10 protein-coding genes and 2 pseudogenes are annotated in these 14363 nt (G+C 58.1%); 7 read left to right on the top strand and 5 right to left on the bottom strand.

The annotated features are described in order from the left end of the window. Positions 1 to 230: 230 nt before the first annotated feature. The 5 genes from RRU01S_RS23450 (at position 231) to RRU01S_RS23470 (ending at position 6517) form a co-directional block, all read left to right on the top strand. A complete protein-coding gene (locus RRU01S_RS23450; RefSeq protein ID WP_045232651.1) occupies positions 231 to 1712 on the top strand; it encodes a sugar ABC transporter ATP-binding protein in 1482 nt (493 codons plus the stop codon). After that, positions 1712 to 2746, top strand: a complete 1035-nt coding sequence (locus RRU01S_RS23455; protein WP_045232652.1) for an ABC transporter permease — start codon at positions 1712 to 1714, stop codon at positions 2744 to 2746. Before RRU01S_RS23450 ends, RRU01S_RS23455 begins: the two co-directional genes overlap by 1 nt. A 30-nt stretch (positions 2747 to 2776) precedes the next feature. After that, on the top strand, positions 2777 to 3820 hold the full coding sequence (locus RRU01S_RS23460) for a substrate-binding domain-containing protein (RefSeq protein ID WP_045232665.1): 1044 nt from the start codon (positions 2777 to 2779) through the stop codon (positions 3818 to 3820). A gap of 68 nt (positions 3821 to 3888) precedes the next feature. Further along, positions 3889 to 5142, top strand: a complete 1254-nt coding sequence (locus RRU01S_RS23465) for an LVIVD repeat-containing protein (protein WP_045232653.1) — start codon at positions 3889 to 3891, stop codon at positions 5140 to 5142. 4 nt (positions 5143 to 5146) lie between these two features. Then, complete coding sequence (locus RRU01S_RS23470) at positions 5147 to 6517, top strand: LLM class flavin-dependent oxidoreductase (protein WP_045232666.1); 1371 nt, start codon at positions 5147 to 5149, stop codon at positions 6515 to 6517. Positions 6518 to 6558: 41 nt separating this feature from the next. Here RRU01S_RS23470 and mgrA read toward each other — a convergent pair whose 3' ends face one another. From mgrA to RRU01S_RS23485, 3 genes are read right to left on the bottom strand one after another with little or no spacing between them, the layout of a single operon-like run. After that, positions 6559 to 7602: an L-glyceraldehyde 3-phosphate reductase gene (mgrA, locus tag RRU01S_RS23475; protein ID WP_045232654.1), complete on the bottom strand. Its 1044-nt coding sequence runs from the start codon at positions 7600 to 7602 to the stop codon at positions 6559 to 6561. A 24-nt stretch (positions 7603 to 7626) separates the two neighbouring features. After that, complete coding sequence (locus tag RRU01S_RS23480) at positions 7627 to 8889, bottom strand: SfnB family sulfur acquisition oxidoreductase (RefSeq protein WP_045232655.1); 1263 nt, start codon at positions 8887 to 8889, stop codon at positions 7627 to 7629. A gap of 11 nt (positions 8890 to 8900) precedes the next feature. Beyond that, positions 8901 to 10169, bottom strand: coding sequence for an SfnB family sulfur acquisition oxidoreductase (locus RRU01S_RS23485; protein WP_045232656.1), 1269 nt, complete (start codon positions 10167 to 10169; stop codon positions 8901 to 8903). 196 nt (positions 10170 to 10365) lie between these two features. Here RRU01S_RS23485 and RRU01S_RS23490 point away from each other — a divergent pair, with 196 nt between their 5' ends. Continuing rightward, a complete protein-coding gene (locus tag RRU01S_RS23490) occupies positions 10366 to 11784 on the top strand; it encodes an LLM class flavin-dependent oxidoreductase (RefSeq protein WP_045232667.1) in 1419 nt (472 codons plus the stop codon). A 106-nt stretch (positions 11785 to 11890) separates the two neighbouring features. Here the strand turns inward: RRU01S_RS23490 and RRU01S_RS23495 are convergent. Further along, positions 11891 to 12148 (bottom strand): annotated as a pseudogene (locus tag RRU01S_RS23495) (transposase domain-containing protein); the annotation flags it as partial. Between the two features lie 256 nt (positions 12149 to 12404). Between RRU01S_RS23495 and RRU01S_RS23500 the strand changes: the two are divergent. After that, positions 12405 to 13592, top strand: a complete 1188-nt coding sequence (locus RRU01S_RS23500; RefSeq protein WP_081880184.1) for an IS110-like element ISAtu7 family transposase — start codon at positions 12405 to 12407, stop codon at positions 13590 to 13592. A 2-nt stretch (positions 13593 to 13594) separates the two neighbouring features. Here the strand turns inward: RRU01S_RS23500 and tnpC are convergent. Then, positions 13595 to 14363 (bottom strand): annotated as a pseudogene (gene tnpC / locus RRU01S_RS23505) (IS66 family transposase); the annotation flags it as partial.

Raw genomic sequence — 14363 nt, forward strand, 5'->3', positions numbered from 1 at the left:
ACCAAATTCGGCAACTCCTCGGGTTTTGTTTGTCTCTGCAACAGCCGTAAACAGAACGTTTTACTCGGCAGCCAAACACTCGCGGAGAAACGCTATTCAACAACGTGATGGATGGGCGTTTGCGGCATGAAAATTTATTCCATGCATTAGAAATACTATAGAAACGGCATCCTTGTTTGCGCCAACAGGAAGCTTACGACACTGGATCGTCATCCACAGGCGCTCCCGCTATGCCAATCCTTGACGTCCAGAATGTCTCTCTCGCCTTTGGTTCGACCAGGGCACTCGCAAACGCCAACCTCACGATAGAGGCCGGTGAAGTGGTTGCGCTGATGGGCGCAAATGGCGCGGGTAAATCGACTCTGGTCAAAATCTTGTCCCGGCTTTATCGTCCCGATGCGGGAAATATCCTGTGGCAAAGCGAGGAATTTGTGCCGAAAACGCCTGCGGAAGCGGCAACAAAGGGTATCGTCACCGTTCATCAATCAACGGATGTTGTCGGCATTCCCGGCCTGACGGTGGCAGATGCACTTCTTCTCAATCATTTCGTTGATGGGCGGCATCCGTTTTTCCTGTCGCGAAAGTCCATCCGAAAGGCCGCGGCCAACATCTTGGCGGATGCCGGTTTCGATCTGCCGCTGGATCGAGATTTCGAAGACCTTAGCGCCGCAGATCGGCAATTGCTGGCGATTGCCCGTGCTTTGGCCAACAAAGCCCGCCTTCTCATTCTCGATGAACCCACGGCCAGCCTGTCATCGCGCGAATCCCTGCGGCTTTACGATCTGGTTCGCGGGCTGAAACAGCGCGGCATCAGTGTCCTTTACATTTCCCACCGCACTGCCGATCTGGCGGCTTTGGCAGACCGGGTGGAAATCCTGCGTGGCGGTCGCAATGTCGGATCGTTCAGACAGCCTATCGATTTCGATGCGGCCATTGAAACCATGATTGGTCGTTCGCTCAAGTCGGCTCGACCGGCCCGCCGAGAGACATTCGGCAGAACAGTTCTCGAACTCGAAAATGTGCGTCTTCTGCCAGGAGCAAAGCCTTTTTCGCTTTCGGTACGGGAAGGAGAGGTCGTCGCCATCACCGGTGTTCTGGGCGCTGGCAAAAGCCGATTGCTGTCATCCCTCTTCGGGCTGGGTGCTTTTGCGGAAGGAACAGCATCATTGGACGGCAAACTATATGCTCCACGCAATCCAGCAGATGCGATCTCTTCCGGTGTCGCCATGGCTGCGGAAGATCGGCACCGCTCTTCCTTCATCCATGCCGACTGGCCGGGCGAAAGCATTGCCGCAACCATCAGCCTGCCGCATCTGAAAAAATGGTACCCCTCCGGTTTTCTGTTTTCCAACAGAGAACTGAAGGAAGGCGAGGACGCCATAAAACGGCTGGCGATCAAGGCGCAATCTGCCTCGGCATCCGTCTGGTCTTTGTCCGGCGGCAACCAGCAAAAGACGGTGATTGCCCGCTGGGAAGCAGAACCGAGCCGCCTGCTTTTGCTGGATGAGCCTTTTCAAGGCGTGGATGTGGGTGCGCGCCAGGACATTATCACCACCATCCGTTGCCATTCGGATCGGGCAACATTGATTGCCACATCCGACCCGGAGGAAGCCTTCGAGGTCGCTGACCGGGTTCTGGTCATGGAACACCACACTCTTTTTGACACTACGCGCGATGTGGACGCAACGCAGCCTGACAAGGAACTTGCCTGATGGTCGATGGCACGGAACAGATCGCTGAAAAACCAGCCTACCACGCAACAACGGAAACCTTCAGAAACGCCATAAGGCGCGGTGCCGTTTTTCTGCTGCTCGGGGCTTTGGTCATCGGCTTTTCGCTGGCGCAGCCCGCCTTCATCAACATCAACAACCTCATGAGTATTTTGCAGGCTGTCTCGGTGGTTGCGATCATCGGAGCGGGCGTGAGCGTCACGCTGGCCATCAATGGCTTTGACCTATCTGTCGGTGCCGTGGCGGCGTCGAGCGTCATGGCGGCCAGCTATCTGATGATCGTATTGGGGCTGAACGCCTATCAAACCGTGCCGCTTGTGCTGGCTTTCGGGGCGCTTGTTGGTCTCGCCAATGCGTTTCTGATCGTCAAACTGAAAGTGCCGGATTTGCTGGCGACGCTTGCGACCATGTTTCTGCTGACGGGTCTTCAGCTCATCCCGACGGCGGGCCGCTCCATCTCCGTTGGTCTCATTCTGCCGGATGGCTCCACCGCAACCGGCAAATACGATCCCACCTTTCTAACCATCGGTCGTTCCAGCCTCTTCGGCCTCATTCCGCTGCCGGTCATCCTCATGATTATCGTCGCCGTGATCCTCTTCATCCTGACGGAGCGGACGCGGCTTGGGCGGCTGATCTACGCGACCGGCGGTAACGAGACGGCGGCGCGGCTGGCGGGCGCGAATGTCGATCGCATCAAGACCTTCGCCTATGTGCTCTCCGGCACGCTTGCGGCACTGGGCGGCATCATCGTCGCTGCCCGTGTCGGTCGTGGAGACGTGTCTTCGGGCGCATCGCTGCTGATGGATTCCGTTGCTGCGGCATTGATCGGCTTTGCGGTGCTGGCGCTGCGACGTCCCAATGTCCTCGGCACTCTGGTTGGCGCGGTCTTCGTTGGCGTTCTGCTCAACGGTCTGACCATGTTGAACGCCCCTTATTACACACAGGACTTCATCAAAGGCGCGGTTCTCGTCGGTGCCTTGGCCCTGACCTACGGCGTTGCGCGCGCAAAAAACTGATCCTCAACCTCATCCAATGAAGTGGACATCATGTTCAAAACCCTCAAAATATGTGCCGTTGCCGCCATCTCCAGCGCGATCGTTGCCACAAGCGCCTTTTCTGCCGGCATTGCGGGCGCGCCTGCACCTTTCAACAAGAAAACGGTGAACGTCGCCGTCATCAGCTTCCTCGGCAGCGGCGATTGGCTTCAGGCTTTCGAAGCTGGGGTCAAACGCCAGGCCGATGCTCTGGGCATCAACCTCACCGTCTCGCAAGCGCGCAACGATAATGACGCGCAGCGCAATCTGGTCGAGCAGGCGATCAATCTCGGCGTGGATGGCATCGTCATCAACAATGGTCGCCCGGAAGTGCTGAAAGATGTGGCTCAGAAGGCGCTCGACAAGGGCATCAAGGTCGTCGCTTATGACGTGAACCTCGACAATCCGCAGATACCGCAGATCGAACAGAGCGATAAGGATATGGCCAAGCTCGTTCTCGATCAGGCGATCAAGGACAATGGTGATGGCTTCGTCGCCGGTGCTGTCTATGTCGCGGGCTTTGCCCCGTTGGACCGTCGCTATGCAGTCTGGAAGGAGTTCGTGGAAAAGCACAAGCTGACGGAGAAAGCCGTGTGGGGTGTGGTGAACGATACGGTGCCCGCTTCTGTCGCCGATCAGACCAAGGCAATTTTGCGCGCCAACCCGGATATCAAGGTCATCTTCACCCCATGGGACGAGTTCGCCAAGGGCGTGAAACTCGCCGTCGATGAGCTTGGCCTCTCGACGCAGATCAAGATTTACGGCGTCGATATTTCGACCGCCGATATCCAGCTCATTACCGAACCCGATAGCGCCTGGGTGGCGACAGCGGCAACCAATGCTGCCGTGGTTGGCGAAGTCTCGGTGCGGGCGGTCTCGCTGGATATTGCCGGTCAATCCCCCGGAAAATCGGTTCTTCTCCAGCCCACCCTCATCACGCGGGACGATCTGGTGAAAAACAACATCGGCACAATCGAAGAACTTCAGCAAAAATTCCCGGCCTTCCTGAAAAGCGACGCGGCAACCGCGAGCTGGATACCATCCGCTACGAAGTGAGACATGCCCGATATCCGGCACCGCGTCCCGCGCGGTGCCTTTCCCGTTTCCGGTACCAAGAGACAGACATGACCAGCCCAGACCTGCCGACGCCAGATTTCGCCTGCAACATGAAGCTCGTCGGCCACAGCGATATCGGTGGCAGGGGAGACGGGTTGCAATTGATGGTACACCGCGGTCATGCCTATGTCGCCCATCCGTGGTCGCAAGGGTTTTCGATTGTAGATGTGCGTGATGCGCGACGGCCCCAGACTGTCAACTACATCCAGGCGCCGCCCAACACCTGGAACATCCATCTCCAGACGCATGACGATCTCCTGCTCGTCATCAACGCGCTCGACCTCTTCGCAGATGTGGAAAGCTTCACCGACGAAAAGGCCTATTACACCAAATCCATTGGTGAAACCGTTGCTGCGGAAAAGCGTGAGCGCAGCTGGACGGCTGGGATGGCCGTGTTCGATATCTCCACGCCGGATCGCCCGAAACGGATCGGTCAGCTGGATGTGGAGGGTGTCGGCCTCCATCGCATCTGGTACGTTGGCGGTCGCTATGCCTATGCGTCCGCACTGCTGGATGGCTTTTCTGACTACATCTTCGTCACCATCGATCTTGCCGATCCCACCAAACCCTTTATCGTTGGACAATGGTGGCTGCCGGGCATGAACCTCGCCAAGGGTGAAATGCCAGATTGGGGCGAAGGAAAACGCTATGCCCTTCACCACGCGCTGGTTCACGGCACCACGGCCTATGCCTGCTGGCGCGATGGCGGGCTGACGCTGCTGGATATCTCCGACCACTCGGCTCCCAAACTCATCAAGCACCACAACTGGTCGCCACCCTACGGCGGCGGCACGCATTCTCCGCTGCCGCTGCCGGGCCGCGATCTTCTGGTCGTTGCCGATGAGGCGGTGCTGGACAATGAAGAAGACGGGCGAAAACACACCTGGATGTTCGATATCCGCGTGCCGGAAAACCCTGTCAGCATATCCACTTTCCCGATTCCCAACGAGATAGACTACACCAAAAAGGGTGGCCATTTCGGCCCGCATAATCTGCACGAAAACCGGCCCGGATCCTTCGTTTCGGAGACCCTGATTTTTGCGACATGGCAGAATGCAGGCATTCGTGCCTTCGATATTTCCGTTCCTTACCATCCTGTTGAAACTGGCGCTTTGGTGCCAGCGGGACCAACGGTCATGACCGACCGCAGGCCCGGTCGCCCGAAGGTCATTCAGTCGGCAGATGTTTTTGTGGATGCGGCTGGCCTGATCTACGCAACCGACTACAATGCAGGGCTTGAGATCATCGAATATGGCGGTTGATGGAATGCCCAAAAAGGAAATTCGCCTGAACGCTTTCAGTATGAATTGCGTCGGCCATATCAATCATGGCCTTTGGACCCATCCGCGAGACCGATCTGCCGACTACAAGACAGTCGGCTACTGGACGAACCTGGCGCAAACGCTCGAGCGCGGTCTGTTCGATTCCATTTTTCTGGCCGATATCCTTGGTGTCTACGATGTCTATGGCGGCTCGGTCGATGTGCCGCTGCGCGAATCCGTGCAACTGCCCGTCAACGATCCGATGATGCTGGTTTCTGCAATGGCGGCCGCAAGCAAGCATCTGGGTTTCGGCGTCACCGTCAACGCCAATGCCGAGCCGCCCTATCTTTTCGCTCGCCGCATGTCGACACTCGATCACCTCACCAGCGGGCGCATGGGCTGGAATATCGTCACCGGATATCTGGACAGCGCCGCGCGTGCCATTGGCCAGAGCGCGATGACCGGGCATGACGACCGTTACGATCAGGCGGACGAAGCGCTGGAACTGCTCTACAAGCTCTGGGAAGGCAGTTGGGCGGACGATGCCGTGCGCGCCGACAAGCAGGGCCGCATCTATACGGACCCGGCCCGTGTTCGCGCCATCGATCACCAGGGCACATTCTATCAGTCGCATGGCTACCACCTCAGCGAACCATCCCCGCAACGCACACCGGTGCTATTTCAGGCGGGCAGTTCGGAACGCGGCAGAGCGTTTGCAGCGCGCCACGCGGAATGCATTTTCATTTCAGCCACGGATCGCACCGCAGCGCAAAGAACATCGCGCCTGTTGCGGGCGGAAGCCCTGAAGGAAGGGCGTGCGCCCGATGATATCAAGATTTTCGTCGGTATCAACGTCATTCCGGGTCTAACGGATAGCCAAGCACGGGAAAAACATGCCGAGTATTGCCGCTACGCCAGCCCGGAGGCCGGGCTTGCGCATTTTTCGGCCGGCTCCGGCATCGATCTCGAAAGCCTTGCCCTTGATGACCCGATCATCAAGGACAGCGGCAAGGGAAACGCCATTCAATCCGGCGTTCAGACCGCGCGAGAACGCGGCTGGACGAAGCGTCATCTGCTGGAAAGCCTCGCCCTCGGCGGGCGCTATCCGACGTTCATTGGTTCGCCTGTTACGATTGCGGATGAGCTGGAAGCGTGGATTGATGACGGCGAGATCGACGGTTTCAATCTGACGCGCACGGTCGTGCCGGAGTGCTACGAGGATTTTGTCGATCTCGTCATACCCGAACTTCAGTCACGCGGTCGCTACAAAACCGGTTATCAAGAGGGAACCCTGCGCAGCCGGCTGTTCGGCAAGGGTGACCGACTGGCAGAACCGCATGTGGCGGCGCAATGGCGCTTTCCATCCGACCTCTGACGAGGACATGCCCGGACGCAAATCCGGGCATGTGTTGGAGATTAGACCGCTTCGTCGTGCGACGGTTTTTCCCACAAGTTGATACCGCCCTCCACCGCATAGCGATCGATCTCAGCAAGCTCATCTGCCGTGAAATACGGATTTTTCAGTGCCGCAATACTTTCCTCAACCTGTTTTGCCGAGCTTGCGCCGATCAGAGCAGACGTCACACGCTTGTCTCGCAGAACCCAGGCGATGGCAAACTGCGCCAGTGATTGGCCGCGTCTCTGCGCGATTTCGTTGAGCGCCTGCGCCCGCTTGATGTTCTCTTCCTTCAGATGCTCCGGCCGGAGGAAATCCCCACCGGGACGGTTGACGCGGGCATCCTGCGGAATGCCGTTCAGATATTTGTTGGTCAGCAATCCCTGCGCCAGTGGCGTAAAGGCAATCACACCAGCGCCGACCTCATCGGTGGCATCCAGCAGGTCTTTCTCGACCCAGCGATTGAACAGATTGTAAGCGGGCTGGTTGATGAGCAGCGGTGTGCCACGTTCCTTCAAAAGTGTCGCGATCTCGCGGGTCTTGGCACCGGAATAGGAGGACACGCCGACATAAAGCGCCTTGCCCTGCCGCACGGCCTGCGCCAGCGCATCCGCCGTTTCTTCCAACGGCGTCTCTGCATCGAAACGGTGGGAGTAGAAGATGTCGACATACTCCACCCCCAGCCGTTTCAGGCTCTGGTCGAGACTGGAGAGCAAGGCTTTCTTTGATCCGCCACCGCGACCATAGGGTCCCGGCCACATATCCCATCCCGCCTTGGTGGAGATGATCAACTCGTCACGATAGGCGGCGAGATTCTGCTTTAGAATATTACCGAAGTTGATTTCCGCACTGCCCGCTGGTGGGCCATAATTGTTGGCGAGGTCAAAATGGGTGATGCCCAGATCGAAAGCCTTGAACAGGATAGAGCGCTGCGTTTCGAGTTGTGTCGTATCGCCGAAATTGTGCCAGAGACCGAGAGAAATGGGCGGCAGTTTAAGCCCGCTGCGGCCTGTGCGGCGGAACGTCGCCTCTTCGTAGCGGTCGGGTTTGGGAGCGTATGTCATGCTGTCTGTCCTGGCAGTGATAAATCAGATGGCGCCGTGGCGCAGCGGTAAAGTGCCGTTGAGATAGAAATTGCCGATATGGTGGTATTTCCAGCGGACCGGATCGTGCAGTGAATGCGTCCGGGCATTGCGCCAGAAGCGGTCGAGACCATAGCTTTCCAGCGTCGAGCGCGCCCCGCCGAGTTCGATGAGTTTGGTCGAGGCCAGTTGCGCTACCTCCGTCCCTAGCGCTTTCACTTCCGCTACCGCAATGGAGGCTGCCGCCACGGTTTTCTCATTGGGTGAAGCCGTGGCTTCATCGAGAATGCGCCCCGCCCTTGCCAACAGCGCATCGGCTGCGTGAACCCGGATCGCGACATCGCCTACCGAGTGGATGGTGTGCGGATCCTCGTATCCATGCTCGATATCGAGTTCGAAGAACGGGCGGGCATGGGCGCGAACGTAAGACACCGTTTCGGCCAGCGCCCCACGGGCGATGCCCACCTGCACGGCGGCATGAATAATCTGCGCGAACGGCCCCATCGTGGTCGGCCGTTCGAACACGCCCTGTTGGTCAACCACCTGAAACGGCGTGATCTCCACATCGTCAAAGGTCACGGTGCCGCTGCCGGTCGTGCGCTGGCCGAAGGATGTCCAGTCATCGATGAGGTTGAGGCCTGCCGTCGAGCGGTCGATGAAAACGATGTTCACGCGCTCATCCGGTCCTTTGGCGACAGCCACGATGATATGGGCGAACAGCGAGCCGGTGGAATAGAATTTCTGCCCGTTGAGCAGCAGTTTTCCCTCTCGTTCTGCGAAATGCGTCTTGTAATCGACCGGCGTCTTCGTCCCGATTTCGGTGAAGGCATTGCCCAGCCGGTCACCCTGCAGAACACGCTGGAAATAATGCTTTTTCTGCTCTTCGCTGCCGGCAAGCCGCAACGCTTCCACCATGTAGAAATGGTTCTGCGGTATTTGCCCGATGCTGCCATCGGCAGCCGATATAATGGCGGTCACCTCTGCCAGCGTCACCGCTGACACCTCCGCACCGCCATATTGCTTCGGCACGGTGATGGCCCAAAGGCCGCTCTGCGAGAAGCGCTCGATCTCCGCCAGCGGCAAACGCCGCTCCCTGTCGCGCTCCGCAGCACCCACGACAAACTCGTGGGCCAACTCCTTGGCAATGGCGATAGCCTCGTCATCACTCTTGATGATGTGCGCGAGCTTCTGGCGCGGAGGCACATGCGGCGCAGGCCTACCCGCCGTCAATGCGGCCTGGCGATGCAGCGTTCTATCCGTCGTTGTCATGCCGTATAACCTCAGTTCCAGGCGTGGCGCGGCGGATGCGCACCGTTGAGGTAATAATTGCCGACGTGGTAGAACTTCCACCGGACAGGATCATGCAGCGTATGAACGCGGGCATTGCGCCAGTGGCGGTCCAGCCCATGTTCGGCAAGAGTCGAGCGCGTTCCCGCCAGTTCGAACAGTTTGTTGGTCGACAGGATCGCAATTTCCGTGGTCAGAACCTTGGATTCTCCCGTCTTGATCGTCGCTTCCGACACCGTTTCCAACGTGGAGTTTGCCCTGGCGATATCGATGCTACGGCCTGCGATTTCCAGCAGTGCCTCAGCCGCATGCAGTTTGATCTTGAGGTCACCAATCGCTGCAATCGTGAACAGATCCTCGTTCGCCTTCTGCTTGCCGCTATCGATCCACGGACGGCTATAGGTGTTGATAAATGAAATCGTGTCCTCGATCGTGCCGCGGGCAATGCCGGCATCGATGGCCGATTGAATGATCTGCGAGACGGGGCCGCCGACAGTCGGGTGATCGAAGGATGTCACCTTCAACGCCCGCGACTTGGGCACACGCACATTCTCGATCTTCACCGATCCTGACGCCGTAGTGCGCTGGCCAAAGCTGGACCAGTTGTTGGTCACGGTCAGGCCCGGCGCATCCCGGTCGGCAAAGACGAGATAGCCCTGGCCGGTCTCATCGACACCGACGATGGGGACGATGTGGGCCAGCAACGCGCCTGTGGTATAAAACTTTTCGCCGTTCACGATGACATCGTCGCCATCGTGAACCACCTTGGTTTCGAAGTCGGCAACCGTCTTGCTCTTCAACTCGGAGAAGGCGTTGCCATAGCGAAGGCCCTGAAGCGCCCAACCGAAGAACAGCTTCTTCTGCTCTTCCGTCCCATCCAGATCGGCCGTTGCGATGATGGCGAGATGATTCTGGGTTGTCTGGGCAATGGCGGGGTCGGCCGCCGCTATCGTGGCGATGACCTTGGCAAGCGTGGCATAGGAGACTTCCGGTCCGCCATAGGCCTTCGGCACATTCATGCTCCACAGACCGCTTTGCGAATAATCATCCAGCTCCGTCACGGGCAAAAGCCCTTCCCGGTCGCGCAGCGCAGCACCCACCTTGAACTTTTCCGCAAGACGCTCCGCAATCTCGATGGCCTCGGCATCGGAGCGGATAATGTGAGCTGGAACCGAAGGGCGCGGTCTCGGCGCGACCGGGTCTGCGGAATTGACGCGCGGGTGGATGTTGTAATCGATTTTGGTCTCGGAAATCGTGCCCATGCAGATGCCTCACAAACGGGTTAAATCGGCGTGGCAGAGCATCGCACAGGCGCGCCTTCTTGAAAGTCATTCTATGTTTTTAATATAGTAATATGTGGAAGTTTTTTCTTCTGTCGTCTTCATACAGGGTAAGGACGCTCTTTCTCTTCATCGCCACCAAACCGTATCGTCGCGGGACAAAATTGTGGAGTTGATGATGAGCAAGACCATCCGTTTCAATGCGTTCGATATGAACTGCGTTGGCCACCAGTCGCCCGGTCTTTGGGCGCATCCGCGTGATAAATCATGGACATACAAGGATTTGGACTATTGGCAGGATCTTGCCCGCACGTTGGAACGCGGCATCTTCGACGGTATCTTCATCGCCGACGTGATCGGCTATTATGATGTCTACAAAGGCTCCAACTACCACGCCATCCATCAGGCAGCGCAGATTCCCGTCAACGATCCGCTGCAACTGGCGGCACCCATCGCGCTTGCGACGGAGCATCTGGGCATCGGAATAACGGCTTCCACGTCTTTCGAGCATCCTTACACATTCGCGCGAAGGCTCTCCACAGCCGACCACCACACAAAAGGTCGCATCGGCTGGAATATCGTCACCTCCTACCTTGAAAGCGGTGCCAAGAATATCGGCGAAGGCGGTCTGCGCCGCCACGACAATCGCTACGAGGTTGCCGCCGAATATGTCGAGGTGCTCTACAAACTCTTCGAAGGCAGCTGGGAAGAGGGTGCGGTTTTACGTGACCGGGAAAGGCGCATCTTCACTGACCCGTCAAAGGTCCACGAGATCGGCCACAAGGGCAAATATTTCGACGTTCCCGGCTATCACTTGAGCGAGCCATCACCGCAGCGCACGCCGGTTCTCTACCAAGCGGGTGCGTCCGGGCCGGGCAAAGCTTTCGCTGCCGAACAAGCCGAGTGCATTTTCGTTGCGGCACCGACAAAGTCAGTCCTCAAAGCCCATGTCGCGGATATGCGCAGGCGGGTGGCGGAAGCCGGGCGTGACCCGAAGAAGGTCTATATCTACACGCTGATCACCATCATCACCGACGAGACAGAGGAAAAGGCCCAGAAGAAGTTCGAGGAATATCGGAGCTTCGTTTCCTATGACGGTTCGCTGGTCTTCATGTCGGGCTGGAGCGGCATTGATTTTGGACAATACGCGCCAACCGACGTCGTAGAGCGCATCGAAACGAATGCAATTCATTCCTTTGTCGAACACATCGCTGGCGGCGATAAATCCTGGACGATTGATGAGCTTGCGCAATTCGGTGGAATAGGCGGTATGGGGCCTGTGTTCGTGGGCCCTCCGGAGCGCGTCGCCGATATTCTGCAAGAATGGGTCGATGATACCGATGTTGACGGGTTTAACCTCGCTTATGCGGTCACGCCTGACAGCTTTGAGGATATCGTCGGCTATATCGTTCCCGAACTCCAGAAACGCGGCGTTTATCCCACGGCCTACCAGCCCGGAACCCTGCGCGAAAAGCTGTTCGGCGCAGGCGACCATTTGCCCGCAAACCACCCGGCGCACCGTTACCGCGACATTGAAGCGGTCAAGCGCAAAGAGGCTGCGGGCATAGCATCCGCACCGAAAGAGGCGGTCGCCTGAAAATCAGAGAGCTAACGCTTTAAGATCGGTGGCGCGTTTTCGTAAGGTTAGCGTCCGGTGAGCGGGCTTTCTGTCAGCATCACTCAATCCTGTTTTGAGCGAACCATCAGGCCGCCTCGTTCAATTTTTTTAGCGGTGACCACCGCCAAGGCAAAAGCTCGTCGAGGCGATCCGCGGGGTGATCCTGAATGCGTGATAGGACATCGGTCAAATACGCCTCCGGATTGTGGCCGTGGAGCTTTGCTGTTTCGATGATGCTCAGGATATTTGCGATGCGCTCACCACCCTTGTCTGAGCCCGCAAACAACCAGTTTCGCCTTCCAACACCAAGCGGCCGCATGGCACGCTCAGCTATGTTGTTATCGGGCATGTTGCCATCGGCGCCCCACGAACGCTAGGCCAATTCTATCCTGTCATGTTAGAATTGTCCTGTCGGGACAGGGGCGTCGGAGTGCGAAGAAGCGGGCAGGCCGAATTGACTTTGAGCTGCGAGCTCGCGTTGTTATCTGGCCGCCCCTGCGACTATCCCGTCTGCGCTGCGAGCGCTTATCCGTAGATGTCGCACAGCCCGCGCACTCCCCCATTAACAACATGGAGGATTTTGAATGCGGTCGATCGGAATGGATGTGCATCGAAGTTTTGCGCAGGTCGCGGTTCTTGACCGGGGCAAGGTCACAGAAGAATTCCGGGTGGAACTGGATTACGACGCTGTGGTGGCCTTTGGGCAGAAGCTTCGAAAAGATGACGAAGTTATACTGGAAGCGACCGGGAACACCTCGGCCATCGTAAGGTTGCTGACGCCTTTCGTGGCCAAGGTCGTTATCGCGAACCCGCTTCAGGTGAAGGCCATCGCCCACGCGCGCGTGAAGACCGACAAAGTCGACGCGAGGATTCTAGCGCAGCTTCATGCCGCCGGCTTTTTGCCAGAGGTCTGGGCCGCGGATGACGATACCCTGAACCTGCGTCGTCTCGTCTCGGAGCGCGCGGCGCTCGTGCGATCAGTGCGACGGGTGAAGAGCAGGGTCCAAGCCGTTCTCCACGCCAATCTCGTGCCGAAATACTCGGGACATCTGTTCGGAAAAGGCGGCAGGGACTGGCTCTCGACGGCCCCGTTGCCCAGGGCAGAGCGCGACCTCCTCGCCCGCCATCTCGATGAACTGGACTGGCTGAAGGGCAAGCTTGAAAAGCTGGATGGCACCATGGCGCGAATTGCGCTCGACGACACTCGCACGCGCAAGCTGATGACGATCGCCGGAATAAATTCTGTGGTTGCCACAGCGGTGATAGCCGCCATTGGCGACATCTCCCGGTTCCCGACGCCCGACCGGCTTGCGAGCTACTTCGGCTTGACCCCGCGGGTGCGCCAGTCCGGCGATCGCGGGGCAATCCATGGCCGCATCTCGAAACAGGGAAATGCGATTGCCAGAACGATGCTGATTGAAGCTGCCTGGTCGGCCGCGTCGGTTCCGGGGCCGCTGCGTGCCTTCTTTCTCCGGATTAAGGACCGCAAAGGCCTCAACGTCGCGGCGGTCGCAACGGCGCGCAAGATCGCAAATCTGATCTGGGAGTTGCTGACCAAGGAAGCTCCCTACAGATGGGCTCGGCCCGCCTTTGTTGCCATGAAGATGCGCAAGCTTGAACTGCGTGCCGGCGCAGCCAAAGCACATGGGCCAGCTGGTCCCGCCCGCGATTACTGGATCAAGGAAATCCGCCATCGAGAGATGGAGCTCGTTGCACAGGCGGAGGCAGCCTACGCAGCCATGGTCGAAGCCTGGAGAGATAGGCCACCTAAACCACAAAAAGGCTGAGAAAGGGGCTGTTCAACAACATCCGTGTCGATTTCAATCCGGCCGTCATCAAGATAGACGCTCAATGCTGCCCATCGTGACAGCGCATACCGCATCGCTTCCGCCAGCTTCTGTTTCTGTGGCAGTGTTGTCTGGACATCCTCGATCCACTCTTTCAGCTCGGCCAGGATGGGTTTGGCATGCTGCTGGCGCAAATCCCGTCTCTCGTCAGGCAACATGCCACGGATACGATCCTCGATATCGTAGAGAGCACCGATGCGCGTCAGCGCTTCCTGCGCGATCGGTGATGGCTTGAGTTTGATCACGTCATGGAATTTGCGGCGTACATGCGCCATGCAGGCAGCCTCTATGATCTGATTGCCATACAGCTTGTTGTAGCCAGCATAGCCGTCCGCGTGCATCACGCCACTGAAGTTGGAAAGATGTTCAGCCGGGTGCACCCCCTTGCGGTCAGGGCTGTAATAATAAGCGATCGCTCCGGGCCGGGGATCTTGATAGCCACGCCCATCGAAGACGTAGACCCAGACCCTCCCGGTCTTGGTCTTTCCTCGTCCAGGGTCGAGAACATCGACCGGAGTGTCGTCGGTATGGATCCGATCGACGGCCGCGATATGCGCTCTGATCAGCAAGATCAGGGGGCCGAGCAAAGCCGATGCACGCCCCATCCAGTCGGCCATCACGGAACGGGAGATATCGATCCCAAGCCGATCGTACATCTCCGACAGTCGGTAAAGTGGGATGTGATCGTCGAATTTGGCGACCATTGAGATT

It is taken from the genome of Agrobacterium rubi TR3 = NBRC 13261 (assembly GCF_000739935.1).
Taxonomy (GTDB): domain Bacteria; phylum Pseudomonadota; class Alphaproteobacteria; order Rhizobiales; family Rhizobiaceae; genus Agrobacterium; species Agrobacterium rubi.

What these genes read in the sequence shown, in the direction of transcription:
- RRU01S_RS23460 (WP_045232665.1), top strand. Translation starts at nt 2,777, where the DNA reads ATGTTCAAAACCCTCAAAATATGTGCCGTTGCCGCCATCTCCAGCGCG.
- RRU01S_RS23455 (WP_045232652.1), top strand. Translation starts at nt 1,712, where the DNA reads ATGGTCGATGGCACGGAACAGATCGCTGAAAAACCAGCCTACCACGCA.
- RRU01S_RS23490 (WP_045232667.1), top strand. Translation starts at nt 10,366, where the DNA reads ATGAGCAAGACCATCCGTTTCAATGCGTTCGATATGAACTGCGTTGGC.
- RRU01S_RS23480 (WP_045232655.1), bottom strand. Translation starts at nt 8,889, where the DNA reads ATGACAACGACGGATAGAACGCTGCATCGCCAGGCCGCATTGACGGCG.
- RRU01S_RS23485 (WP_045232656.1), bottom strand. Translation starts at nt 10,169, where the DNA reads ATGGGCACGATTTCCGAGACCAAAATCGATTACAACATCCACCCGCGC.
- RRU01S_RS23465 (WP_045232653.1), top strand. Translation starts at nt 3,889, where the DNA reads ATGACCAGCCCAGACCTGCCGACGCCAGATTTCGCCTGCAACATGAAG.
- RRU01S_RS23470 (WP_045232666.1), top strand. Translation starts at nt 5,147, where the DNA reads ATGCCCAAAAAGGAAATTCGCCTGAACGCTTTCAGTATGAATTGCGTC.
- RRU01S_RS23450 (WP_045232651.1), top strand. Translation starts at nt 231, where the DNA reads ATGCCAATCCTTGACGTCCAGAATGTCTCTCTCGCCTTTGGTTCGACC.
- mgrA (WP_045232654.1), bottom strand. Translation starts at nt 7,602, where the DNA reads ATGACATACGCTCCCAAACCCGACCGCTACGAAGAGGCGACGTTCCGC.
- RRU01S_RS23500 (WP_081880184.1), top strand. Translation starts at nt 12,405, where the DNA reads ATGGATGTGCATCGAAGTTTTGCGCAGGTCGCGGTTCTTGACCGGGGC.